Source organism: Pseudomonas sp. AP19, from assembly GCF_001728855.1.
Lineage (GTDB): Bacteria > Pseudomonadota > Gammaproteobacteria > Pseudomonadales > Pseudomonadaceae > Aquipseudomonas > Aquipseudomonas fluorescens.
The window spans coordinates 109,427-133,231 of record NZ_LXJP01000007.1 but is presented as its reverse complement, the minus strand read 5'-3'; the positions used below and the strand labels follow the sequence as shown (position 1 = coordinate 133,231).

General features: G+C 60.3%; 26 protein-coding genes. 11 read left to right on the top strand and 15 right to left on the bottom strand.

Annotated features, from left to right (window positions below):
- Positions 1-5 precede the first annotated feature (5 nt).
- From tssG to tssA, 6 genes are read right to left on the bottom strand one after another with little or no spacing between them, the layout of a single operon-like run.
- Entirely contained in the window at positions 6-998 is a 993-nt protein-coding gene (tssG, locus tag A7D21_RS08240) for a type VI secretion system baseplate subunit TssG (protein WP_053256391.1), read from the bottom strand.
- Positions 962-2,749 (bottom strand): type VI secretion system baseplate subunit TssF, encoded by a 1,788-nt coding sequence (tssF, locus tag A7D21_RS08235; protein WP_069551441.1) that lies wholly within the window; start codon positions 2,747-2,749, stop codon positions 962-964. The genes tssG and tssF overlap by 37 nt, the downstream gene beginning before the upstream one ends.
- Positions 2,739-3,158, bottom strand: coding sequence for a type VI secretion system baseplate subunit TssE (tssE, locus tag A7D21_RS08230; protein ID WP_078828118.1), 420 nt, complete (start codon positions 3,156-3,158; stop codon positions 2,739-2,741). The genes tssF and tssE overlap by 11 nt, the downstream gene beginning before the upstream one ends.
- Complete coding sequence (tssC, locus tag A7D21_RS08225) at positions 3,155-4,630, bottom strand: type VI secretion system contractile sheath large subunit (RefSeq protein WP_053256393.1); 1,476 nt, start codon at positions 4,628-4,630, stop codon at positions 3,155-3,157. Before tssC ends, tssE begins: the two co-directional genes overlap by 4 nt.
- A gap of 27 nt (positions 4,631-4,657) precedes the next feature.
- Positions 4,658-5,155, bottom strand: coding sequence for a type VI secretion system contractile sheath small subunit (gene tssB / locus A7D21_RS08220; protein WP_069551440.1), 498 nt, complete (start codon positions 5,153-5,155; stop codon positions 4,658-4,660).
- A 32-nt stretch (positions 5,156-5,187) separates the two neighbouring features.
- Positions 5,188-6,741 carry a type VI secretion system protein TssA gene (tssA, locus tag A7D21_RS08215; protein ID WP_083272170.1) on the bottom strand — a complete coding sequence of 518 codons (1,554 nt, stop codon included), beginning with the start codon at positions 6,739-6,741 and terminating at the stop codon, positions 5,188-5,190.
- Between the two features lie 477 nt (positions 6,742-7,218).
- Here tssA and A7D21_RS08210 point away from each other — a divergent pair, with 477 nt between their 5' ends.
- Positions 7,219-7,734 (top strand): Hcp family type VI secretion system effector, encoded by a 516-nt coding sequence (locus tag A7D21_RS08210; RefSeq protein ID WP_053256396.1) that lies wholly within the window; start codon positions 7,219-7,221, stop codon positions 7,732-7,734.
- A 57-nt stretch (positions 7,735-7,791) separates the two neighbouring features.
- Here A7D21_RS08210 and A7D21_RS08205 read toward each other — a convergent pair whose 3' ends face one another.
- On the bottom strand, positions 7,792-8,613 hold the full coding sequence (locus A7D21_RS08205; RefSeq protein WP_069551438.1) for an aldo/keto reductase: 822 nt from the start codon (positions 8,611-8,613) through the stop codon (positions 7,792-7,794).
- 106 nt (positions 8,614-8,719) lie between these two features.
- On the opposite strand from A7D21_RS08205, the gene A7D21_RS08200 reads away from it, so the two are divergent.
- The gene (locus A7D21_RS08200) at positions 8,720-9,214 is read left to right on the top strand and encodes a DUF1543 domain-containing protein (protein WP_053256398.1); all 495 of its coding nucleotides are present in this window, start codon (positions 8,720-8,722) and stop codon (positions 9,212-9,214) included.
- A gap of 4 nt (positions 9,215-9,218) precedes the next feature.
- Here the strand turns inward: A7D21_RS08200 and A7D21_RS08195 are convergent, their stop codons facing one another.
- Positions 9,219-9,764 carry a GNAT family N-acetyltransferase gene (locus tag A7D21_RS08195; RefSeq protein ID WP_069551437.1) on the bottom strand — a complete coding sequence of 182 codons (546 nt, stop codon included), beginning with the start codon at positions 9,762-9,764 and terminating at the stop codon, positions 9,219-9,221.
- Positions 9,765-9,886: 122 nt separating this feature from the next.
- Between A7D21_RS08195 and A7D21_RS08190 the strand changes: the two genes are divergently transcribed.
- On the top strand, positions 9,887-10,564 hold the full coding sequence (locus tag A7D21_RS08190) for a class I SAM-dependent methyltransferase (RefSeq protein ID WP_078828116.1): 678 nt from the start codon (positions 9,887-9,889) through the stop codon (positions 10,562-10,564).
- Positions 10,565-10,569: 5 nt separating this feature from the next.
- Here the strand turns inward: A7D21_RS08190 and A7D21_RS08185 are convergent, their stop codons facing one another.
- Complete coding sequence (locus A7D21_RS08185) at positions 10,570-11,790, bottom strand: YgcG family protein (protein WP_069551436.1); 1,221 nt, start codon at positions 11,788-11,790, stop codon at positions 10,570-10,572.
- A 133-nt stretch (positions 11,791-11,923) separates the two neighbouring features.
- Between A7D21_RS08185 and A7D21_RS08180 the strand changes: the two genes are divergently transcribed.
- Both A7D21_RS08180 and A7D21_RS08175 read left to right on the top strand, forming a co-directional pair.
- Positions 11,924-12,739: an alpha/beta fold hydrolase gene (locus A7D21_RS08180; protein WP_069551435.1), complete on the top strand. Its 816-nt coding sequence runs from the start codon at positions 11,924-11,926 to the stop codon at positions 12,737-12,739.
- Complete coding sequence (locus A7D21_RS08175; RefSeq protein ID WP_069551434.1) at positions 12,729-13,862, top strand: PAS domain-containing sensor histidine kinase; 1,134 nt, start codon at positions 12,729-12,731, stop codon at positions 13,860-13,862. The genes A7D21_RS08180 and A7D21_RS08175 overlap by 11 nt, the downstream gene beginning before the upstream one ends.
- On the opposite strand, the gene dapF is transcribed toward A7D21_RS08175, so the two are convergent.
- Entirely contained in the window at positions 13,859-14,662 is an 804-nt protein-coding gene (gene dapF / locus A7D21_RS08170; RefSeq protein ID WP_069551433.1) for a diaminopimelate epimerase, read from the bottom strand. The genes A7D21_RS08175 and dapF overlap by 4 nt on opposite strands.
- 108 nt (positions 14,663-14,770) lie before the next feature.
- Here dapF and A7D21_RS08165 point away from each other — a divergent pair, with 108 nt between their 5' ends.
- Together A7D21_RS08165 and A7D21_RS08160 are read left to right on the top strand one after the other, a co-directional pair.
- Complete coding sequence (locus tag A7D21_RS08165) at positions 14,771-15,811, top strand: alginate lyase family protein (RefSeq protein WP_069551432.1); 1,041 nt, start codon at positions 14,771-14,773, stop codon at positions 15,809-15,811.
- 42 nt (positions 15,812-15,853) lie between these two features.
- On the top strand, positions 15,854-16,351 hold the full coding sequence (locus A7D21_RS08160; protein WP_069551431.1) for an AAA family ATPase: 498 nt from the start codon (positions 15,854-15,856) through the stop codon (positions 16,349-16,351).
- Here the strand turns inward: A7D21_RS08160 and A7D21_RS08155 are convergent.
- Positions 16,348-17,934 (bottom strand): murein L,D-transpeptidase, encoded by a 1,587-nt coding sequence (locus A7D21_RS08155; RefSeq protein WP_053256407.1) that lies wholly within the window; start codon positions 17,932-17,934, stop codon positions 16,348-16,350. The two genes, A7D21_RS08160 and A7D21_RS08155, sit on opposite strands and share 4 nt — an antisense overlap.
- 39 nt (positions 17,935-17,973) lie before the next feature.
- On the opposite strand from A7D21_RS08155, the gene A7D21_RS08150 reads away from it, so the two are divergent.
- Together A7D21_RS08150 and A7D21_RS08145 are read left to right on the top strand one after the other, a co-directional pair.
- Positions 17,974-18,687, top strand: coding sequence for a murein L,D-transpeptidase catalytic domain family protein (locus A7D21_RS08150; protein WP_069551430.1), 714 nt, complete (start codon positions 17,974-17,976; stop codon positions 18,685-18,687).
- Positions 18,688-18,717: 30 nt separating this feature from the next.
- Positions 18,718-19,464 (top strand): creatininase family protein, encoded by a 747-nt coding sequence (locus tag A7D21_RS08145; RefSeq protein ID WP_053256409.1) that lies wholly within the window; start codon positions 18,718-18,720, stop codon positions 19,462-19,464.
- Between the two features lie 66 nt (positions 19,465-19,530).
- Here A7D21_RS08145 and A7D21_RS08140 read toward each other — a convergent pair whose 3' ends face one another.
- Together A7D21_RS08140 and A7D21_RS08135 are read right to left on the bottom strand one after the other, a co-directional pair.
- Positions 19,531-19,872 carry a hypothetical protein gene (locus A7D21_RS08140; RefSeq protein ID WP_053256410.1) on the bottom strand — a complete coding sequence of 114 codons (342 nt, stop codon included), beginning with the start codon at positions 19,870-19,872 and terminating at the stop codon, positions 19,531-19,533.
- Positions 19,873-19,917: 45 nt separating this feature from the next.
- Positions 19,918-20,562: an ATPase gene (locus tag A7D21_RS08135; protein ID WP_069551429.1), complete on the bottom strand. Its 645-nt coding sequence runs from the start codon at positions 20,560-20,562 to the stop codon at positions 19,918-19,920.
- Positions 20,563-20,705: 143 nt separating this feature from the next.
- Between A7D21_RS08135 and A7D21_RS08130 the strand changes: the two genes are divergently transcribed.
- The gene (locus tag A7D21_RS08130; protein ID WP_053256412.1) at positions 20,706-20,981 is read left to right on the top strand and encodes a hypothetical protein; all 276 of its coding nucleotides are present in this window, start codon (positions 20,706-20,708) and stop codon (positions 20,979-20,981) included.
- Here A7D21_RS08130 and yfcF read toward each other — a convergent pair.
- On the bottom strand, positions 20,956-21,588 hold the full coding sequence (yfcF, locus tag A7D21_RS08125; RefSeq protein WP_053256413.1) for a glutathione transferase: 633 nt from the start codon (positions 21,586-21,588) through the stop codon (positions 20,956-20,958). The genes A7D21_RS08130 and yfcF overlap by 26 nt on opposite strands.
- Positions 21,589-21,764: 176 nt before the next feature.
- Here yfcF and A7D21_RS08120 point away from each other — a divergent pair, with 176 nt between their 5' ends.
- Positions 21,765-23,204, top strand: coding sequence for a hypothetical protein (locus A7D21_RS08120; RefSeq protein WP_069551428.1), 1,440 nt, complete (start codon positions 21,765-21,767; stop codon positions 23,202-23,204).
- Here the strand turns inward: A7D21_RS08120 and A7D21_RS08115 are convergent.
- On the bottom strand, positions 23,201-23,752 hold the full coding sequence (locus tag A7D21_RS08115) for a DUF924 family protein (RefSeq protein WP_069551427.1): 552 nt from the start codon (positions 23,750-23,752) through the stop codon (positions 23,201-23,203). The two genes, A7D21_RS08120 and A7D21_RS08115, sit on opposite strands and share 4 nt — an antisense overlap.
- Between the last annotated feature and the right edge of the window lie 53 nt (positions 23,753-23,805).

Genomic DNA, 23,805 nt, shown 5'->3' with positions numbered 1-23,805 from the left:
AGTCCCTAATGAGAGTTGCTGGCCAGGGTGACCACGCCGTCAGCACGCTCGTACCCCAGCCAACTGGTCCAACCGAGACGACAGACGTTGCGTTCCCCGATATGCAATGGCCTCACTTCGCCGTCGGCCAACACCAGGCGCAGGTCATAGTCCAAGGGGGTTCGCACCATCAACCGAACCAGTGAACACAACGGCCTGTAGTCGTCGCCAGCGGGCAGGAACTCGTGAAAGCGCTGCCAGCTCAAGCCCTTGATATGCACTCTGAACTTGCCACTGCGGTCTGCGACCTGAAGCCCGAGCATCAGGTCCTCGCCGAGCAGGTTGTTCGCTGCGCCAAGCCGGTTGCGTTGCTGTTGGGCAATGGTCACGGTGCGAGCGACCCATTGTTCGATGAACACACCGCGGTGTTTGAAGTAGTGACGCAATACCGCCTCAATCAGGGCCGCCGAATGTGCCCGCAGGCTCAACAATCCCAGACAGGGCAACAGCCGCTTGCAGTCCAACTGCGCAGCGTCGCGAATCTGGCGGCTGCCCAACCCGACCAGTGCGAACATCTGCTCGGAAAACGCGTCGCTGGCCCCGGTGCGAAAACACGCCCGGTAGCGATATTTGCGCCAAATCGGCAGCATCAGCCTGTGCAGGCGGTGGTGAAATACATCAAGAAAGTCACGGCTGACATTCCCACTCGCCTGCTCTTGATAAAACGCAGGCAATGGCGAGCCGGCACCAAAAAGTCCGAGCACATTCAGGCGAAGACGTGCCCGTAACTGGTCGCGTTCGACAAAAAACTCCACCCGATCAATATCGTGCCCGGGGAACCCCAAGCTGGAGTTGGCCTGGAACTCGACCTTCTCATAGAGCTCGTCATCCTCCAGCAATGGATAAGCGTCGCGTAGACGCTCGATCACCTGCAGCACCGCCTGGAAGAGCGAATACTCACGAATCGATTGCGATAGTGCAGTCATAGCAGGGCCTGCTGACCCATCCGGGGTGGCCATAGATACACGTCTCCTTGTGTGCTGGTAACCCGCAGTTCGTGGTACGAATTAAGGCTGGCGTAAAGAGCAAAAAACTCATTGAGTGCCGAGGCGAAGACAAACATGTCGCCCCGGCTGACAAACCCACTGGGGTCAATGTTCAGGTCGACTCGCAGGCCACGTATTGGCAACCCACGATGCATTCGGTCGACGGCCTCGTGGCTGACAGATCTCAGTGCATCCAGCCTTCGTTGACTGATGTTGTGCGCCTGTCGATCGTGATAGCGCGGCAAGTCGTAGGTTTGGAGAATGACCTTCAAGGCCCGTGTATCGGTCAATGACAGGTAATTGAGCGACATGTTGCTGATCAGCTTCCAAAGGAAGTCCTGGTCCAGCGGCGGAGGGAAGCTCGCCGTCGGCGCGCAGATATTGCGAAACGTAAGAAATTCCGGCGTTTGTTCACACGGTTGGTTGATCTCACCAACCTGCAACAGCCGCGGTAAGCCATGGTTGGTGCACGTCAACTCAACTGAGAGTGTCTCCTGTTGATCTATGGGGCCAATACCGAGACTCAACCAGGTATCAAGCTCGGCGCCCTGCACCGAGGAACGTTGACGAATGCTGTAGCTAGGGGCTTGCATCGAAACGCCACTGTCGCTGTCATGTTCGAAGGATTCGAATGGCACGTACGTCTGGTAGCCCAGCCCACCGGGACGCCATCCGGTAACATGGTCAACGGAAAATACCGCAGCGTTGCCCCGTGCAATGCCACCCGGGAGCAGCAGGTAATCATCCTGCTTGCCATCCAGGCGAATCGGCACCGCATCCTGCTTGAACAGGTTGGTAATCGGCGTGCAATACAGCTTTACGTTATCCAGCGTGGGGCGATGTGGCTCATGTTCCTGAGTGTGCAATTTGAAGCGCAGCTCTACGCACCTGGCCTGCTTGAGGAGTTCGTTTGGTAACCTCTGCAGTGCATCCAAACCCAGTACATCGACAAACAGATACTTGTCCGCAAATGCAAAATACTCTTGCAGGTGGCGGTAGCCGCTGAAGGTGTTCGCCGGATAGGGAATCAGCGCCTGATCTTCGTCAAACCCCACAGGTTTTACTTGGCTGGCGGAAAGTCGCAGCGATAAAACCTGCCCGTCGCGACCATTGATCGCAAGCCCATCATGGTCAAAGAGCACCACCTCGATGCTTTCAAGATGACGTAACAGGCTCAGGTACAACCCTTGACTCACTTGTCGATCACCCGCCAGGTGCAAGCGCAATTGAGTGAATGCCCACTCACTGAAATTGCCCTCGACGCACATCTCCAGGCGCAGGTTGAGCGACGCCCGTGTTCCCTGTGACAGGTATTCCAGGCCACTCAGTTGCAACGGCATGACTTGAGTGGCGTAGCACGTTCGGAAGCGGCAGCGCTCACCGTTGACCAACACGCTTTCGACCGGTGTATCCCGATCAACACTCAGCGTGGTGCACGCGTGCTTCAATGGGTCAAACTGCAAAATGCTGAAGGCCGGCAATGGCCGCATGTAATTGGGCCACAGCAAGTGCATCAATGAATGGGTCAACTCAGGAAGCTCGTCAGCAAGCTTCTGGCGCAGGCGCCCGGTGAGAAAGGCAAAGCCTTCCAATAGACGCTCGACGTCCGGGTCCTGGCCTGAATCGGCAAGAAAGGGTGCCAGGGCGGGATTGCGTTCAGAAAAACGCCGCCCAAGCGTGCGCAATGCACTGAGTTCACTCTGGTAAAAGAGCTCAAAGGACATCAGGTAACACCTCGACCCGTCCACCACCCACCAGGTGTGCGTTAAACACCACAGGTTGGATGACACCATCGATGACGACGGTTGCCTCAATCACAAACGCCAGTACCAAAGGGTTGTAGGCACCCTCCCTCCTCCTGACACGTACATTCCCCAACCGAGGCTCGTACGCCTGGATAAAGCGTTCAATCGCCAAGCGCGATTGGCTGAGTGATTCATGCAGGCTCAAGCGCATGTCATTGAGGTCGGGCAGCCCATAATCTGGTAGCGCCTGGACACTGCCGGCACGCGTACTGAGCATTCTCTCCAGATGCGCGGCAATACACGCCACGCTGTCGGTCCTGGCAGGCACCAGACCGTCGAGACGCTCAAAAAGGCTGCGATAATCGGGTATCCCCTGACCCTTCCTCATTCTTTGTCGAGTTTGCCAACGAGGGACAGCGTAAAGTCCGCCCCCATGTACTTGAAGTGCGGTCGCACACTGAGGTTGACGCGGTACCAGCCGGGTTCACCCTCGACATCACTGACCACGATACGGGCAGCCCGCAATGGACGCCGCCCGCGAACCTCGGCGCTGGGGTTCTCTTGATCTGCGACGTATTGGCGGATCCATTTGTTGAGCTCCAGTTCGAGGTCGGTCCGCTCCTTCCAAGACCCCAGTTGCTCACGCTGCAATACCTTGAGGTAATGGGCCAGGCGATTAACCACCATCATGTAAGGCAACTGGGTACCCAGGCGGTAGTTCAACTCAGCGTCCTTACCTTCGGTACTGCCCCCGAACGTTTTGGGCTTCTGTACCGAACTGGCCGAAAAGAATGCCGCGTTATCACTGCCCTTGCGCATGGTCAGTGCAATGAAGCCCTCTTGCGAAAGCTCGTACTCACGACGGTCAGAGACCAGTACTTCGGTCGGGATCTTGGTTTCGATTTCCCCCATGCTCTGGAAGTGATGCAGGGGCAGATCTTCCACCGCGCCACCGCTTTGCGGACCGATGATGTTCGGGCACCAGCGAAACCGGGCGAAGCTGTCAGTCAGTCGAGTGGCAAACGCAAAGGCAGTATTGCCCCACAAATAGTGCTCATGACTGTTGACCACGTTTTCCTGGTAGGCAAATGTCTTGACCGGGCATTCAAGGGGATCGTATGGGGTTCGCAACAGGAACCGCGGCACAGTCAGTCCGATATAACGCGCATCCTCGCTCTGACGAAAGCTTTGCCACTTGGCGAATTGAGGCCCTTCGAAATGATCCTTGAGGTCCTTCATGTCAGGCAGACCGGTAAAGCTTTCGAGTCCGAAAAAGTTCGCGCCTGCGGCAGCGATAAATGGCGCATGGGCCATGCAGGCAACGCTGGCGGCGTACTGCATCAGCTTCACGTCCGGTGCGCTTGGCGAAAGCGAATAGTTGGCGATAATGGCGCCCACCGGCTGCCCGCCAAACTGACCATACTCGGCACTGTAGATATGTTTGTAGAGCCCGGACTGAGTGATTTCCGGCGAATCTTCGAAGTCATCCAGCAGGTCCTGCCGTGAGACATTCAGTAGTTCGATCTTGATGTTCTCGCGAAAATTGGTCCGGTCGACGAGCAATTGCAAACCTCTCCAGGAGGCCTCCAGCGCCTGAAAATCCGGATGGTGAAGAATCTCGTCCATTTGCTGGCTGAGCTTCACGTCAATCTCTGCAATCATTCGATCAACCAGGCGTTTCTTGACCGGCTCGCCGCTGTTGTGCGGCTTGACCAGCTCTTCGATAAACGCCGAGACACCGCGCTTGGCAATGCCATAAGCCTCGTCATCCGCACTCAGTAGTGTCTGGGCAATGATGGTGTCTAGGATGCTGTGTTCTTCGGTGACTTGTGTGGATAGCGGATGCTGTTGGATCGTCATGGCGTCAGTGTCCTTTTACTGAAAATGTCAGGCGGTGGGATCGCTCAATCCCAATTCAGTCAATACCCGGGCTCGGGACCCGTCATCCGCCAAAGCCCGCTCTATGGCCTTGCGAAAACTCGGCGTGTTGCCCAAGGGCCCTTTGAGCGCCATAAGCGCTTCACGCAGTGCCATCAGTTTTTGCAGCTCCGGAATCTGCTCGACCAAATTCGCCGGGCTGAAGTCTTTCATCGAATTAACCCGAACCTGGATAGCCAATGCGTCCACATCCGCAGACTCCTGGAGCCGGTTGGGCACACTCAGCGTCAGCTCCAACGCCTGCTTGGCCAATACGTCGTCAAAGGTGTTCTTGTCGATGCCGATGGGCTTGCGGTCTTCGAGCTTGCGTTGATCCTCGCGCTGGGTGAAATCGCCCAACACCAGCAATTTCAGCGGCAGTTCGACTTCTTCCTGGGCACCGCCAACGGCTGGCTTGAAGGTGATATTGATGCGTTCCTTGGGTGCTACCGAACCGTCTTTGGCCACGGTAAATCTCCTTTTCCGAGTGGATCGAAGGCCTATTCAAGTACCGCTTCAACATCGAAGTGGCACAGCCTTCGGTGGGTGTCTTCCTTACGCTCACGTACGGTTTTGCTTTGCGGCAAAAGCTCGCAACAGCGGTACAAAAGCTGGGCTACGTGGAGGGCCAGATCTGGCTCCCAACGATCCAGCCCCGCACGTTGCAGTTCGTGATCCAGGCCTTCGAGTTGCACCTTCGCCAACGCTTGCTTGCCTGCCAATACACACAACCGAGCCAGGGCCAGCCGCCAGTGAAAACGAGCACGCTCGCTGCGAGCGGCGTGCATGCCCTGCTTGAGTTCGCGCACCGCCGCCTTGAGACCGTCTTTGCGTAACGTCGGCATGACGTCCTGCAAGGCTGCCTCCCAGGGTTCGGTATTGGCATCAACGACCTCGCCGGGCGGCGCAGGTGGCTGCAAGTGGCGAGCGACCTGCAAAGTGATCCAGTCGCGGGTGGCGCTATCAGCAAACGGCACGCCGTCGTGAAACCTGAACTCAGGCAGATGTGGCAGACGCTGCAGTAACAGCGCAAAGCTCACTTCCAGTTCGGTCATTGCCAGGTTGGCCTGCAAAGCCTCAAGGCACTCCCAGACCATGCGCAGGCCGTCAAACCAGAACAATGCGCCTGCCAGACTGGTCTCAAGTTCCAACAACAGTTCGCCGTACTGCCCCTGGGCAAAACGCTCCCGATAGCGCTTGAGCTTGTCGGACGCCGGGCCGCGCAGCACCGTGAGGCGCTCGCTGTCAGCGTCCGGGTAGCCGTTGAGTGCCAGCCAGGTCAGTGTCCGGTTAAGGCGCATGGCGCGCAGGTCGGTGGCGTTCTGGCGCAGCCACCAGTGACACAAGGGCCGGGCTTGTTCCTGCAGTGTGCGCAGTAACTTATGTGCCTCTTTTTCGTTTTCTACCGAAGGCTCGGAATTCAGTAACCGGGTCGCGGCCTGCTTGACCTGAGCCATCACGCCGGTTGCAGCCACAGCATGGGCTTCCCCTTGCTCTGCATGCGCCAACCGCTGCGCCAATTGCCGGCGCACGGGCAACAGCAGTGGAGCCTCATCACTCATGTGCGCAGACCAGAGGTCATCAAGGTGTGTCAGATGCTCAAGCATGCGTCGGAACAATGGCTGCTGATCGTTGAGCGGCAAGCTTTGCGTAAACAACGGTTCAAGACGCAGCACCAACCAGCCAAAGGCTGCACCACGGGTACGCAGCTTTTCCGGGTAGGCAACCGCCCAATGATGCTCACAGAGATGACGCAACACCCCCAGCCCCGCCAACAGACCAGGGAAAGATTCACGCTGATATAAGGCCCAGGTCAACCAGGCGGCCACACGTAAATCCTTGGTGTGCTGGCGCAGCAGACATTCACTGATTTGCGTCACTTTGAGCCAGTCCGGCTGAGCGGTGACATGAATCGATTGCAGCTTGCCAAGCTCGGATTCAAGGGCTTCATATTCACTCGAAAAACGCATATCGCTGCCCGCAAAATTAATGTGCGAGCAAGGCAATAAAGCAAGTTCAAGGTAATAAGCACACAAAGCGCCTGAATAAACCATTTTGAGCCATGCACCCTATAAAAAATAACATCCGCCGAAACAAGCACACTTACCCACACAACTAGCCGCGCTCCGAATCCCACTAAGCCTTTCACGAGATTCGCAAACCTTAGCCATGCATAAAATATTCAGCAAGCATCGAATCCGCACTTAAGGAATTTCCTACACCCTGCGTAACGACTGGGCTGCGCATCATTTTGCGCAGATCAAATTTGCCAAAACCCTTAATTAATTCACGCAACCAATAACCGCCCACAACAACACGATGAGCAACTTAGTGCGCACTTCTGCGCAGCCTATTTCACTTAAAACCCAATAAACCACCCGACGACTTAGTTAAAACTCCGCCCTCATCACGCCACCTTATTGTTTTTGTTGCGCTTATTATTTTCAGGCACGCTTTTTGTTATAGGAGGTTGCCCACCCGGCACAATCGCCGCAGGGAATTACCTCAACTACCCGGCAAGGAAACCCGTCATGCCAACACCCGCGTATCTTTCAATCACCGGTGTCAAACAAGGTCTGATTACGGCAGGCACTTTTACTCAGGACTCGGTAGGCAACATTTATCAGGAAGGCCATGAAGACCAGATACTGGTCCAGGCATTTGCTCATCAGGTGATTATTCCCCGTGATCCGCAATCGGGTCAGCCAACAGGCCAGCGGGTTCATAAACCGTTGATGATCAGCAAGGTCTTCGATAAATCATCGCCCCTGCTGTTCAGTGCGCTAACCAGCGGCGAAGAAGTCAAATGCCGGTTGGAGTGGTTCCGCACCTCCTCGGCTGGAACCCAGGAGCACTACTTCACCATCGAACTCGAAGGGGCGACCATCGTGGACATCCAGTCGCGCATGCCCAACTGTCAGGCACCTGAAAACGCGCACTTCACGCATCTGGAAGACGTGCACTTCACCTATCGCAAGATCATCTGGACTCACGAGGTGGCGGGTACTTCCGGCTCTGATGACTGGCGTAGCCCGGTCGCCGGCTAACCCTGGAGGATGCAGGAACCGGCGCCATGGAGGGCGCCGGTTCTGCCAGGCGGGTTGTTACACCATCGCCAGCGGGTGCTTGCGCTTGGGGGCGCCAAACACACGGTCGATGGCATCCAGATCGTGCTCGTCCAGCACCAGTTTCGCGGCGCTGGCGTTGAGCCGCACATGCTCGGGACTCACCGCTTTGGGGATCGCAATCACGCCCTCCTGGCGCAGTACCCAGGCCAGGGCGATTTGTGCGGGTGTGGCCTCGTGTCGGTGGGCGATCTGCTTGAGCGTCGGGCTGGACAGCAGCTCACCGCCCTGGGCGATTGGGCAGTACGCCATCAACGGCAAATGGTGCTGTTGCCACCATGGCAGGAGGTCGAACTCGATACCACGCTCTTCGATGTTGTAGAGCACCTGGTTGGTGGCACAGACTGGGGAGGCAAGTTCCTGCAGGTCGGCGACGTCAAAGTTGGAAACACCCCAACGGCCGATCTTGCCCGCCTCGCGCAGACGCTCAAAGGCTTCGACGGTTTCTTCAAGCGGGTACTGACCGCGCCAATGCAACAGGTACAGGTCAATGTAGTCGGTACCCAGGCGCTGAAGGCTGGCATCGCAGGCACGGGGAACGCCCTTGTGGCTGGCATTGTGAGGGTAGACTTTACTGACCAGGAATACCTGATCGCGCTTGCCGCGAATGGCCTCGCCGACCACTTCCTCGGCGCCGCCTTCACCGTACATTTCGGCGGTGTCGATCAAGGTCATGCCCTCGTCGATACCCAGTTGCAACGCGGCGACTTCGGCTCTGCGCTGGTCTGGGTTTTCGCCCATTCGCCAGGTTCCCTGGCCGATGACAGGAACGGGAACACCGGCCAGATCAATGGTACGCATAACAACCTCCTGATGAGTTCGCGGATTAACAGTGTGGCACTGACCGGACAAAAGGGTTCAATCGAAGTATGGTTAGCCTTTTCCAAGTCGCCAGGACGGACCTGCAATGCTGTTTGTCGTCATGCTCGGGGGCAAGCACCCACGGGCTAAAATCGAAGTTCACGATGTGGTATTCGCAGTCGCGGATACGCTGCAACACACCTACACCCAATTGCGCGACGGCTGGTTCGGCAGCCCTAAGGGTGTGCATATCGATGCGTGGATGGCCGTCGATGGCGTCGACGGCTGGAAAGTCGAACTCAGCCAGATGGCGCCGCCTGCCGACGCGCATCACCTGTACTTCATCAACCTCGGCGGCTACGAGGCCAACGCTTTTGGCGAGGCCCATCATTACCTGCTGGTGGTCGCCCGGGACAAACAGGAAGCCAAGCGCAAGGGGCAGCGGCAAATGTTGCAACACTGGTCCCAGGCCCACACCGATGGCGTAATGGATATCGACGACTGCTTGCCGATTGATCTGGTGGACGGTCGCTATGTTCACCTGGTGCAAGGCCCGCACCAGCCGATCATCCAGCACAACGACTACATCATCCTGCCGTGAGCCCTCACGCGTCGGGCATCAGGGCTTTACCAAACAGACGATTCCCATGGGTTTCCCCCTGGAAGGTATACGTCGGCGCACCCAGCAGCGCATAACCGCGCCGAGGGTAAAAACCCAGCGCGCGCGCATTGCCCACCCACACGGTCGCCCACAATAACGAGGCGCCGCCGAGCTTGGCGCGCTGCTCTGCCGCTTGCAGCAATTGATAGCCGATCCCCAGGCCGGTAAATCGCTCCTGTATATACAGGCGTTGCAGTTCGGCAACGTCAGACGCCTCGATCATCGAATGGCTGGCGGTGAGTTTGACCTGGGCAAAACCAACGAGATGGCCATCCGACTCAGCCACCACCAGCGAGATATCGGGCTGCGCCATCAGTTCGGCGATGGTCTGCGGCGCAAAGGCCTGCAACGCTTCATTGGCAATCGAACGGCGAATGCCCTGCGTCGCGTAGGTATCAAGGAACACCTGCATACCCAGCACGCCAATGCACAAGGCGTCCTCGGCAATGGCATTACGAAGAGTGATTTCAGGGCGGTTGGCAGCAGACATTGAGCCTCCGTATTCGTGGGTCCCAAAGAGCTACGTTTTACCACGAATGCCGGTAACAGCAATTGCCACTGCCGATGTGCCACAGTAGGGTTGATCCCTCGCCCTATCCGCAGGAACCCACCCTGCGCTTTTTTTCCGACCCCGATGCCGTTGCCCGCTACGCCGAGGGCCCCGTGCGCCTGGTGCCGGGCTTCGATGGCTTGCAGCGCATGACCACCCTGCTGCTGCGCGAAGCGGTACCCGCTGCGGGCAATGTGCTGGTGCTCGGCGCCGGGGGCGGCCTGGAGTTGAAATGTTTTGCCGACGCAGAACCGAACTGGCGTTTTGTCGGTGTGGACCCGTCGGCTGAGATGTTGAAGCTGGCGCAGGCGACGTTGGGCCCTTTCAATGCGCGCGTGCAGTTACATGAAGGCTATATCGATACCGCGCCGTTGGGGCCGTTTGATGGGGCAACGTGCCTGCTGACCCTGCATTTCATCCCCAAGCCAGAACGCCTGCAAACACTCAAGGCGCTGTGGCAGCGGTTACTGCCCGGCGCACCGCTGATTGTGGCGCACCATAGTTTCCCGCAGACACCGCAGGAAAAAGCCCGCTGGTTGAAGCGCTATGCAGCGTTTGCAGTGGACTCGGGCGTGCCGGCGGAAGATGCCGAACGGGCGATTACGGCGATCAGTGCGCAACTGCCAGTGCTGTCACCCGAGCAGGATGCCGCCCTGATGCAGGACGCCGGGTTCGAAGACGTGGCGTTGTTCTACGCAGGCTTCAGCTTCAAAGGATGGGTGGGCTACAAGCCACGCTAGCCGCTTTACCAACTGCCTGACGCCCCACCGCCACCACTGGAACCGCCGCCACCGGACGAGCTGCTATCGGAACTTGAGCGACTGGAACTTGAGCTGCTGGCGCTCGAACCACTGTCACCGCCAGACCTTGAACCGGAGCCCGAACCTGCAACGCTCTGCACAAACAGAATAAACGCGGCGAACGAGGCCACCGGTATCGCGACGATCCAGCCTTCGTAGCCGCGCCCCACCAGCCAACCGGCCAACACATAAATCGCCACGACCACCAGCGCACGCACGCGGAAGAAGCGCGGGCTGTTCTTCCACGACGCCCTGATGAGCAAAAACAGCCCTGCGTACAGGCCCAGAATCAATGCGCCGCCTAATGGCCATAGCAGCCAATGGACCAAGTTGACGTTCATCAACCGATCCGCCATCAATACTCCGCCGATGTACACCAGCAAGCCAATCACGCCGTAAAACACTCGGCGCGCCAGCCACAGCGCACCGAAGGTCGCACCACCAATCAACAGGGTCAGCGGCAAGAGCAACAGGTAGACCGGCCAGTCCCGGCCGCCACCGTACATCGTCAGCAGCAGCGTCACCACCAGCGTAGCAATCAACGCCAGGCGCCAATGCAGCTTGCCCGCAGCGATCAGCACACCGCCGACGGCGCCGACGATGAACGCCAGCAACACCGCGATCGCTTGAGGGTTAAGCCCCGGCGGTGCCACGTCGGGCAGGTCGCCTCCGTCCACCAGCAGCGTCAGATCGTCGACCGCCTGTTGAATACCGCCCGCGTAGTCGCCCTGGCGAAACGCCGGAGTAAGGTGTTCTTCAATGATGCGGTGCGCCAGCAGGTCGGTGACGGTGCCTTCCAGGCCGTAGCCCACTTCGATACGCACCTTGTGGTCATTCTTGGCGACCACCAGCAGGATGCCGTCATTGACGTCCTTGCGCCCCAGTTTCCAAGCACGGAACAGTGGGTTGGCGAAGTCTTCGATGCTCGCGCCGCCCGTGGTCGGCACCAGCAGCACGGCAACTTGCGCGCCTTTGCGCTGCTCCAGTGCCGCGAGCTGAGATTTCAGGCGATCGGTAGTGCCGGTGTCCAGCGTATTGGTGAGGTCGATCACCCGTTGGTCGAGGGTCACCTTGATTGGCGAGGTATCGGCCAGGGCCGTATTCAACAGGGCGAAAAATACTAAGGCCAATACACTCAAGACCGATTGCCGCAAACACAGCCGCATACATTGTTACCTGAAATTTCATCCTGAAGGGCCTGACTTTACCTTATCGGCGCTATAACGCGTGACCCCGCGCCTGTGACTATTTAAACTGCCCATTACGGCAAAATAGCAAAATGCCATCCATGAGAACGCCATGAACCTGAAACATCGCAATAACGTCAGTGTGATGGGCAGCGGGTCGGCGACCCTGGTGTTCTCGCATGGTTTCGGCTGCAATCAGGCGATGTGGAATTACCTCGCGCCGCCATTCATCAACCGCTTTCGCGTGGTGCTCTATGACCTCGTCGGCGCCGGGTTGTCGGATGTCAGTGCGTTCGACAAGGCCAAATACAGCGCGCTGGATGGCTACGCCCACGACTTGAACGAAATTATCGACGCCTTCGCCAGCGGCCCGGTGATTTTGGTCAGCCATTCAGTCAGCGCGATGATTGGCACGCTCGCCGACCGCCTGGCCCCCGGCCGTATCGCCGCCCACGTGATGATCGGCCCTTCGCCGCGCTACATAGATGACGTTGATTACGTCGGCGGTTTCAAGCGCAGTGATATAGACGACCTGCTCGATACCCTGGACAGCAACTACCTCGGCTGGTCCAGCGCCATGGCCCCGGTGATCATGGGCGCCCCCGAGCAACCAGGGTTGAGCGCCGAACTCAGCGACAGTTTCTGCCGCACTGAACCCGATATCGCCAAGCAATTCGCGCGGGTGACCTTTATGTCGGATAACCGTCAGGACGTGATCGGCCTGACCACGCCCGTATTGATCCTGCAATCGAGCGACGATCTGATCGCGCCGGTAGTCGTGGGTGAGTACCTGCACAGCGTGCTCCCCAACAGCACCTTTTGCCTGGTGGACAACGTCGGCCATTGCCCGCACATGAGCGCACCGCAGGCCTGCGCAGCGGCGATGGAAAATTTCCTGGGGCCGTGGGGCATGGCCCATGTCGGCTGAGCTGTTCGACAGCGCCGCATGTGCCCTGGCCGTCACCGCCGAGGACGGCACGATCCTGCATGCCAACGCACGACTCGGGGAATGGCTGGGGTTGCGCAACGCCGAGTTGCATGGGCGGCGCTTCCAGGACCTGCTGACCATCGGCGGGCGGATTTTCCACCAGACCCACCTGGCACCACTGTTGCGCATGCATGCCAGTGTCAGCGAGGTAAAGCTCGACATGCTGCACCGCGATGGGCACAAGGTGACCGTCTTGCTCAACGCCCGCAAGCGCGCACAGGCTGACGCCGTGGTGCATGACCTGGCGTTGTTCGGCACCACCGACCGCGACAAGTACGAACGCGAGCTGCTCAATGCGCGCAAGCTCGCCGAAGCCTTGTTGCAGCAAAAAAGCACTGCCGAAATCGCGCTGCATCAGGCCCAGGCCGAGCTGAGCGAAGCCTATGCTGTCGCCCAGCGCCGCGCTTTATTTGCCGAGCAGATGATGGCGATTGTCAGCCACGACTTGAAGAACCCCCTCACGGCCATCCGTATGGCGTCCGACTTTCTCAGCCGTAGCGAGCGCACGCCCAAGGAACGCCAGTTGCTGGGCCATATCGCCCAGTCGTCCGAGCGCGCCCAGCGGATGATCGCCGACTTGCTGGACTTCACCCAGGCCAGGGTCGGCCACGGCATCAGCGTCAAGACCACCGCTGTGGACCTGCACGGGGTGATTCAACACGCCGTCGATGAGCTGCGCGTGGCCTTCCCCACCGCCACGTTGAAGCACCACACCGAAGGCACGGGCGCTGCGTGCCTGGATGCCGACCGTGTGCAGCAGATCATCGGCAACCTGGTCGCCAACAGCGTGGCGTATGGCGACGTACTCATGCCGATCACGATCACCTCACGCCTGGCCGACACTCGCTGCGAAGTGGCGGTGCACAACTACGGCGCAGTGATTCCTGAAACCCTGCTGGCCGGGCTGTTCGAGCCTATGACCCGTGGCACCGACCAGGGCAGCGAGGTGCGCAGCGTCGGCCTGGGCCTGTATATCGTGCGCGAACTGGCCAAGGCGCACGGTGGCGATGTGACAGTAAGTTCCTGCGAGAACACCGGTACAACCTTTACCGTGACGTTCTAAAGCACGTAGGCCGCGCCCTGCATAATCGGCTCCACGCTGCCGGTCAAGACGACGCCGCCCTGCCCGTCCCACTGCACGGTGACCGTCCCGCCGTCGCACTGCACTTGAACCGTGGCATCGAGCAAACCGCGCCGGATCCCATTGACCACCGCCCCGCAGCAGCACGAACCAGAGCCCAGCGGCACGCCACCACCACGTTCCCAGATGCGCAGGCGGATATGCTGGCGGTCCACCACCTGCACAAAATGCACATTGGTCCTGGCCGGGAACAATGGATGCGTTTCCAGCGCCGGGCCCACGGCTGCCACATCGAGGGCGGCCAGGTCATCGACGAAATACGTGCAGTGCGGGTTGCCCATGCTGCACGCCGCCGGCGCGCCGTCGATGGGCAAGGTGCGCGTGTCGATCGCCGCGGCCAGCGGCACTGCCGCCCAGTCCAGTGAGGGGGCGCCCATGTTCACCGAGACCTGCTGCGCCGCCGCCCGCACGCAGGTCAACAAGCCCCGGTCGGTGCGCAATACCACCGACTGGCTGCCGGTTTCATGCATCAAGCGGTCGGCCACGCCGCGGGTGGCGCTGCCGCAGGTTTGCAACGGCGTGCCATCGGCGTTCCAGAACTTGATACGCGCGGCGGCGTCGGTGCAGTCGAGTACCACGGCCAATTGGTTGAAGCCGATGCCGGTATGGCGGTTACCCAGCCGACGGGCGATCTGCGCGGTAATCGGGTCATCCTGACCGCGGCGGTCGATGATGATGAAGTCATCGCCATGGGCATGCATCTTCACGAAGGGCAAGGTCATGGGCTGTCCTGGGTTTCTACGGGGTTGGCGGCAAGCATACGGGAGTTTCATCAACGCCGATTCGGCTGCATGCTAGCGTGGGCACGATCGAGTCCTGCTGAGCCGACCATGAAAACCACCACCGTCGCCATCACCGCACTGCTGGCCGTGCTTTCCCACGCGGCCATGGCGGCTGCGCAAACACCGAACCTGTGCCAGCCGGCCGCTTCGAACCCGACGTCCAAAGCGCTGCTGGCCGCCGCCCAACGGCAGTTGGCCGACTCGCCCGCGCCGTTGCCGCATTTGCACACCGAAGGCACGCTGCCAAACCAGGGCATCCGCGCGCAAAGCATTGCCGCCGAGAAGGACTGGCCGCTGATGCGCCAGGCGGCACTGGCCTGGCGCATCAGCGGCGATCCGCGTTACCTCAAGCAAGTCGACGACTACCTCGCCGCATGGGCCGACGTGTACCAGCCGGACTTCAACCCCATCGACGAAACCAACCTCGATATGCTGATCACGGCTTACGCGTTGACAGCCGATCACTTGCGCCTGGAAACCCGCGCGGCCAGTCGCCGTTTGATCAGCACCCTGGGCAACGGCTATATCGCGCAGATCCAGCAATTTCACGGGCAGAAAAAAGGCACCCAGACCAATAATTGGCAGAGCCATCGCGTCAAGCTGGTCAGTGTGGCTGCCGCGGCCCTCGGCGACCCGGCCATGCTCGAACACGCCCATCAATTATTCAAACAGCAGGTCGCCGATAACATCCTGCCCGACGGTTCGGTGACCGACTTTGAAGACCGTGACGCCTTGCATTACGTGGTCTACGACCTTGAGCCTCTGGTGCAAGCCGCGCTGGCGGCCAAGCCCTACGGCGGCGATTGGCTGAACCTCAAGGCCAAGGGTGCCTCGCTGGCCGCAGCCCTGGACTGGCTGGTGCCCTACGCCACGGGGCAACGCAGCCATCAGGAGTTCGTGCACACCCACGTGCAGTTCGACAAAGACCGCGCCGCCGTAGGCGAAGCCGGTTACAGCGGTACCTGGCAGCCCAACAGCAGCGCGACGCTGTTCTGGCTGGCCGCACAACTGGACGTGCGCTATCTGCCCACGGCGACGCAATTGGCTGCGCACCCGTCGGACTGGATCAGCGCCTGCTATTTAAAGTAAGCGCGGCTAGACTGGCCGGCGACTCTCATCAAAGGATTGAGCATGCTTATTGTATTCAGCGGCCTGCCGGGCACCGGTAAAACCACGATTGCCCGTGAGCTGGCACGGCGCACGCGCGCGGTGTACCTGCGCATCGATGTGATCGAGCAGGCGCTGCGGGCGTCGGCGGTACTCGCCGGCGATGTCGGCGCCAGCGGCTACAGCGTGGCAAATGCGCTGGCGTTGAGCAATTTGCGCGTGGGGCAGACGGTGATTGCGGACTGCGTGAACCCGGTCAAGGAAAGCCGGGAGGCGTGGAAAGCCGTGGCGGCGGCAGCCGATGTTGAGTGGGTGAACATCCAGGTGGTGTGTTCTGATCAACACGAACACCAACGCCGAGTGGAAAGTCGCGCTGGGGATATTCCCGGGCTGTTCCCCCCGACTTGGCAAGCGGTGTCAGCGCATGAGTACGAGGCCTGGGAAGAACAGCCGTTGACGCTCGACACCGCGCGGATGACAGCGGATCAGGCTGTCACCAGGATCTTGGCGCATATCGCCTAGAGCAAGGCGCCCATCGCCTTCATCAACACCGGGTCACGCCCATAAATATCCGGCGCGTACAGCAGCCCGCCCTGGCGGTCGACCTCCACGGTCCAGTACCCCAACAGCACCGGCACGGGCGTGGCCAGCCGGAATTCATGGGTCATGCCGGTCGCCAGCAACTCATCGGTGCGCGTGCGTTCGGCCGGGGTTACCAGCAAGTCACGCAGCAACATGGGCTGCTCAACCCGCACACACCCCGAACTGAACGCGCGCGGGCCTTTGGTGAACAACGGCTGGCTCGGCGTGTCATGCAGGTAGACCGAATACGGGTTGGGAAAGCGCATCACGATCTTGCCCAACGGGTTGCGCGGGCCGGCTTCCTGGCGCAGGAGAATATTCCCGGGGCGCGACCAGTCCACCTGGTCGGCCGTGAGTGGGTGACCTTGGGCATCGAGCACTTGCAGGTTTTGCTGGCGCAGGTATTCGGGGTTGAGCCGGATGGCGGGGAGCTTGTCCTCACGCATGATGGTGGGCGGGATCGTCCAGGTGGGGTTGAGCGTCAACCGCGTAATCCGTGACTTGAGCAACGGCGTCTGCCGCTCCGCCCGCCCGACTTGCAAGCGGGTTTGCCACACCGGGATACCGCTCTGATAAACACTCAGTTGTGCGGCCGCGACGTTGACCACCACCCCTTCGGGCTCCAGGTCCTGGGCCAGCCAACGGAAACGTTCGAGGTTGATGCGCAGCTGGTCGCGGCGCATCGCCGGGCTGATGTTGAGCTCGGCCACGGTGCCCGCACCGATCACACCGTCTGCCTGCAATGAGTGGCTGAGCTGGAAGGCCTTGACCGCCTTGACCAGTTCGTCACGGTATTGCGTGCCGTTGCCGGTCGGCACCTTGGCCAGGTACCCGCCGTTGTAAAGACGCCGCGCGAGTTCGGGTACGCGCGGGTCGTCCATGCCGGGGCGCAGCAACGGGCCGGAGGCGACCGGGTCCCAATGCGGCAACGGTTGCAGGCGCACGGTGGCATAAGTACTGCGCAAACTGCGGTAGAGGTCGGCGCTGGGGCGCGCCTGGTCAAACGCCAGGGCCAGGTCGTGCAGGCCGGTCGCGGCAAAGGCCAGCACTGCGGTGTTGGGGTCTTGCAGCGGTGGCTGGGAATGCCACAGCGGCTCGAAGCGCGACTGCTGCAAACGCCCGTAGTGCAAGTCCTGCAGGGCTTGCAGGTATTGCTGGCTGGTGCCGATATCGCTGCACAGCACGTTGGCCGTGGCGTCTGTTGCGGGCAGGCTATAGTGGCTGGGGTCCAGGCCGTCGTCAGCCAGCAACCGCAATTGGGCTTGCAAGGCCTGGCGGCGATCAGCGGCTGACCACAGCGGACTGTCGCCCTGCTGCTGGTAAAACGCTTGCAAGCGCAGTTGGGCCGCTGCGTCTATTTGTGGGGCAAGGCCCGGGCAAACGCTGGGTAACTGCGCGAGGGCCAGTTGCATCGGGCTGATCGATACAGGCGGCACGGCGTCTGCCGGCAGCTCATCGGCTGTCGCGACCAATGGTGCAACGAGCAGGCAAATGCTCAAGTAACATGCGTGTTTTTTGAACAATTGTCTTAACTCCAATCCACAGCCGGGGATGTACTGTAGATGCTGACTTTTATATGCCGCTTCGGTTTGATCACCGTAACCCTGGCTACGCTGAGCAATGTTGCGCTCGCGGCCAGTGCCACGTCTCCTTCTTTGTATAGCAGCCTGGCGCGCTCGGCTCCAGAACTCAATCCCACCGTACTGAAAAGCGCCTTGAGCGCCGTGCAGTGCGCGGTCAATAACGGCGAGGAGCGCTCGGAGCGCCTGGCCGTTATTGACTACTCCCAGCCCTCTACCGCTCGTCGGCTGTGGATCTTCGATTTACGCAAAAAAACCCTGGTGCTCCGCGATCTGGTGGCCCACGGCGCCAAATCCGGGGAAAACTTCGGCACCCAGTTCTCGAACCTTGAAGGCAGCCACCAATCCAGCCTGGGCTTGTTTCGCACCCAGGAAAGTTACCGCGGCGCTCACGGTTACTCGTTGCGCATGGACGGCCTGGAGCCGGGCTTCAATGACCAGGCCCGCGACCGCGCCCTGGTGATCCATGCCGCCGACTACGTCAACTCGGCGTGGAGCAAGCGCGAAGGCCGAATCGGCCGCAGCCAGGGCTGCCCTGCCGTGCGCCCGCAAGTGGCGCGCCAAGTGGTAGACAAACTCAAGGATGGGCAGTTCATGTTTTCCTGGTACCCGGACCAGCGCTGGCTGAAGTCGTCGACCTACCTCAACTGCAAGCCCCAACAAGTGGCGAGTAGTCGTACAATCCGTGGTGGTTAGCCTGTCCTCACCGATAAAAGAGAGCGTCGCATGCTTCTACATAAATCCACCTGGATCGAGATCGGGCAGTTTCTGGAGCGCAGCCGCACGGTGGTGATCCCCATCGGCTCCAACGAGCAACATGGCCCTACCGGCCTGCTGGGCACCGACTGGATGTGCCCGGAGATCATCGCTCATGAGGCGCAGCAGCACGCTGACATCCTGATCGCCCCGACCTTCAATATCGGCATGGCCCAGCACCACCTGGGCTTTCCCGGCACCATTTCGTTGCGCCCGTCCACCTTTATCGCCGCGATTGGCGACTGGGTGCGCTCGTTGGCCGGGCACGGTTTCGAGAAGATCCTGTTTTTGAATGGCCACGGCGGCAATATCGCCACCATCGAGGCTGCGTTTTCCGAGCTGTACGCCGAGGCCAGCTATGCGCGCCGCCCGGCCGGGTTCGCGCTGAAACTGGTGAACTGGTGGGATCTGGAAGGCGTCAACGACCTGGCCCACCGCCAATTCCCGGTCGGCCACGGCAGCCATGCCACGCCGTCGGAAATTGCGGTGACGCAGTGGGCCTACCCGGAATCGATCAAGTCCGCCGAGTATTCACCGCAGATCGCCAACACAGGGCCGATTCGCGAGGCACTGGACTTCCGCGCACGCTTCCCCGATGGACGCATGGGCTCGGACCCGGCCCTGGCGACCGTGGAAAAGGGCGGCGAGTTGGTCGCGCTGGCGGCTCAAGGGCTTGTCAACGTTGTCGACAGCTTCAGCAGCGAAGCAAAACCTTAAGCCGTAAGCAAAAAAATGTGGGAGCGGGTTTACCCGCGCCCACACTGGCAGCGGTGAGGCCTGATGTTACTTGCAGTCCTGCGCCGCCGTCTCCAGGCGCGACGGCTTGAGCGCCGAAGCCAGCGGCTTGCGCTCATACACGAAGACCTTGCTGCCCTCTTGGGACTTGTAGGCTTCCAACACATCATCGGCGGCAATCTTGCTGGTCAACACGACTTTGGCGTGGCGCGAATTCTGGGTCACGGTCGATGTGATGCCGGACTTTTCAAGCTTGGGCAATACGCACTGCAGATAACCTTCAGGGGTCTTGTCGGTTTGCAACGTCAACGTCGGAGCGTTGGGAGCGGTAATACAGCCGGTCAGCAACACGGAAGCAAAAGCCAGGGCCGGGACGAAAAAAGAGCGCATAAACATTCCTGAAAATAACCAATAGGGTTCACATCAATCCACGCGTCAACCTGCGCGAACCAGGGCCTTGAGCGACACATCAAACTGCTTCAAGGCATCAAGCTGTACATCACGCTGCTGTTCAATCTGCGCAGCAATCTCGGGCGCCGCCTTGTCCAGCACCCACACCGACGGCACCTGTTTGAGCACCGAGCCTTCGGCCTTGGCGATGTATTGCAGGTTCGCATCGTAGAACCGCGCCACAAAGCGCGCTTCAACCCGGTCGTTGCGCTGGGTCAGCAGTTGGTTATGGGTATCGAGCACCACCACCACATCCGGGTGAGCCTGCACCAGCTCATCCAGGCTGCTATAGACAGTCACGCTGCGAAAAGTGCCCTGCAGCGAGTTCATCAACCAATCAATCGCCAACTCCGGGTCGGAGCTATTGACGAACGCCTCGCGGATGCGCCCGTCGAGGGCATCCTTGGCGCCGTTCATGGCCATGGCGTGGTAGCGTTCAAGGTAGTTGAGGTTGTCGCGGGTGTTTTCGCTGTACAACACCCCCACCGACTGCGCGTGCTGCAGGGAGTCTACGCTACCGATGAGTGGCAGCAAATGGCCCGTACGCAGATCATCGGCAATCGCCGGGTTGGCCAGCATTGTGGTGCCGAGCATCAACATGATTAAACCCAACTGGATCATCGTCCTCATCGCGCATTTCCTTGAACAGCGTCTCGATGGCGTGATTGTCCGCTTTTCGCATAAAAACAGAACTTGCGATCCTTGATGGTGACTATCATTTGAACCGATAGTGTCGCCTACCCCGATCGTCATAAAACTATAAGGACCACGCTATGAAGCCCTACCAGAAAACCTTCGACCGCATCCGCGAAGCCGTACTGCCGGAGTTTCGCGAGCGGGTCGCCGATTACCTGGTCGATTATGAACACGTGTTGCAGGACGAAGCCGCGGGCGCCGACAAGCGTTACGCCAGCGCCCAGCAGCTGCGCGGTTACCTGCGCGGCCTGAACACAACGCGGGTGCTGGGCATGGCGGATTGGGAAGACCTGGACCGGCGCGTCGCCCAGGAATCGCAAGAAACCGCTAAAGCGCCGGGCGTTGCAGGTTGACCCACGCCTGTACCGAGGGCCGCTGCCACTGGTGCCGGGCGTAGGCGACCAACTCGTCAGGCACGCGGTCACCGCCGAGGATCAAGCGATTGAGCATCACGGCCAAGTCCACGTCAGCAATGGACCATGCGCCGAACAGGTTCACCGGGTTGCCCGCCAACAGCGTCTGCGCCGCCTCGATCAACTTTTGCGCCGCCACTTGCGCCACCGGCGACAACGGCGGGGCTTTTTGCCCGCAAAACACCACCAGGGTCGAGCGCTCCTGGCGAATCGGCAACAGGTCGCTGCGCAACCACGCCTGGACCTGTCGCGCCCTCGCCCGCTGCCTTGGGTCCGCCGGGTACACCGCAGTTTCAGGGTAGGCCTGATCCAGGTACTCACAGATCGCCGAAGACTCCGACAGGGCAAAGTCTCCCTCCACTAACGTCGGCACGCGCTGGGTCATGGACAGCCGCGCAAACTCCGCGGTCTGGTGGTGCGCCGCGTCGAGATCAAGGCAGACCGTGTCGAAGGCCAGGCCTTTTTCCCGCAGCGTGACGAACACCGACATCGCGTAAGGGCTGGTGAACATTGAATCAACGTAAAGGCGCAGCGGGCCATGGCTCATGAGCAGTCTCCTTGTGTGAGCCGTCACGCTACGAGATCTGCGCAGAGAAAGACAATGCAGGGATTTTATGGGGGCATTCCTGGCGGGAATAGCAGCAATGGTGGCAAGATCATAGCGAATAGCTACTCTGCGAAATCGGCCACGCCGTTCGTAGTTCTTCAAGGAATGATCAGCTTATGAAACAAGCAGTTGTCGTCATCCACGGCATCGGCGAACAACGCCCGATGGACACTTTACGCGGCTTCGTGGAAGCGATGATCCCGACCGACACGCCGGGCGGCACGCCGTTCTACTGGAGCAAGCCGGACCGGCTTTCGCGCAATTTCGACCTGCGCGTTCTGAAGTCGTCGGGGCGCACCAGCACGGATTTCTACGAGTATTACTGGGCCCACAAGATGCAAGGCACCAAGGTTGGCCACCTGCTGGGCTGGCTGTGGGATATTTTCAAGCGCCCGCGCCGTGACATTCCCGATGCCATCGTGCCGATCTGGCGCACCACCCGCTGGACGGTGATGATGCTCCTGCTGCTGGTCGCGACCGGCACCCTGGCCACGGCCTGGGGCGAGTTCGATCACGGCGACAACCCTTTTGCCCTGGTTCCGCTGCTGGTCGCCGCCATCGGCCTGGGGTTGCGCTATTCCGCGCTGTCCTATTTGGGTGACGCGGCACGCTACCTCAGCCCCAACCCGCAGAACGTCGTGGTGCGCGAACAGATCCGCGCCGATGGCGTTGAGTTGCTGCGCGCCCTGCACAAAAAGGGCGACTACGACCGCATCATCGTCGTCGGCCATAGTTTGGGCAGTGTGATTGCCTACGATATCGTCGGCTACCTGTGGCATGAACATCACGACCAACTGACCAAAGTCATCCCCAGCAACCGCGAACTGGCCAGACGTTATGCCGACCACGCCGCACTGCAACCGGTGGTCAAGGAAGCACTGCCCAACGCCGGCGCGGCCCTCGACGGCAGCCTGGGCAGCACGTTGAGATTTCGCGAACAGCAGGCCGAGGCGTTTATCGAGCAGCGCGGCCTGGGCAACCCATGGCGCATCACCGACCTGGTCACTGTCGGCAGCCCGATGGCCCATGCCAGCCTGCTGCTGGGCCGCAGCGTGAGTGATTTCAAAAAACGCATTGAACGCCGCGAAGCCCCGGCCTGCCCGCCCACCGAAGACACCCAGGGCTACGGCTACAACGCCCGCCAGCCGGTGATGCTCGGCCAGAAACCGTTCACCCCGCACTACCTGCACCATGCGGCAGCATTTGCCGTGACGCGCTGGACCAATCTCTACTTCCCGGCGCCCTTCGGCCTGTTTGGCGATGTCGTCGGTGGCCCGGTCAAGCCAGTGATGGGCGCCGGCGTGCTGGACCTGCCGGTCACCGTCGGCAAGTGGCAAGGCTGGCTCGCCCGCTCCTGGCTGAGCCACACCCGTTACTGGAGCGAGCGCGGCGGTGCCCAGGGTTACCTCGGCACGCTGACCGAGGATGCCAACGCAATCAGCCACGGACCACGCCCCTCGGCCACCGAAGCGTTGCGCTGGGCGGTCGACCTCAAGGGCCTGCGGCGCTTTCGTCCAGCCCCCGCCGAGGCCGCCCTGGCGCAGGCCGAGCCCTAACCTGCGAAGCCGCCAGCCTCGAGAAATTCATGCTCCTGTGGCGTGGTTGCTCTTGCCAGCACCGCGTTGCGATGGGGAAAACGCCCGAACCGTTGGATGATATTCGCGTGCTCATTGGCCCAGTGGCGGGTGCTGGCATCCAGGTGCTGGTTCAACGCCACTGAACGCTGCTGATCCGCCGGGTCTTCCGAATGCTCGAACGGCAAATAACAGAACGCACGCAGTTCGGGCTCGATCAACTGATCAAGCCCGGCCTCGACCATCCGGTGTGCGTACAAACGCGCCAGCGGGTCGGTGGCAAACATATGCGCGGTACCGCGAAACGCATTGCGTGGGTACTGATCCAGCAGGATCAACAAGGCCAGCGCGCCGTGAGCAGAACCCAGCCAGCCTTCCAACTCGCGGCGTGCCGCCTGCATGTGGGTCGCGTGAAACCCGTCGCGAAAGGCCGCGTCGAACGACTCGTCCTTGGCGAACCAGCGCTTGGGCCCGGCCTGCTTCCAGAACTGAATCACCGCCTCAATGGATTGCTCGTTGATGCCTGCCATCTTTACCTCCACTCAACCTGTGTCGTTCATTATCGACGCCGACAGACTCGATT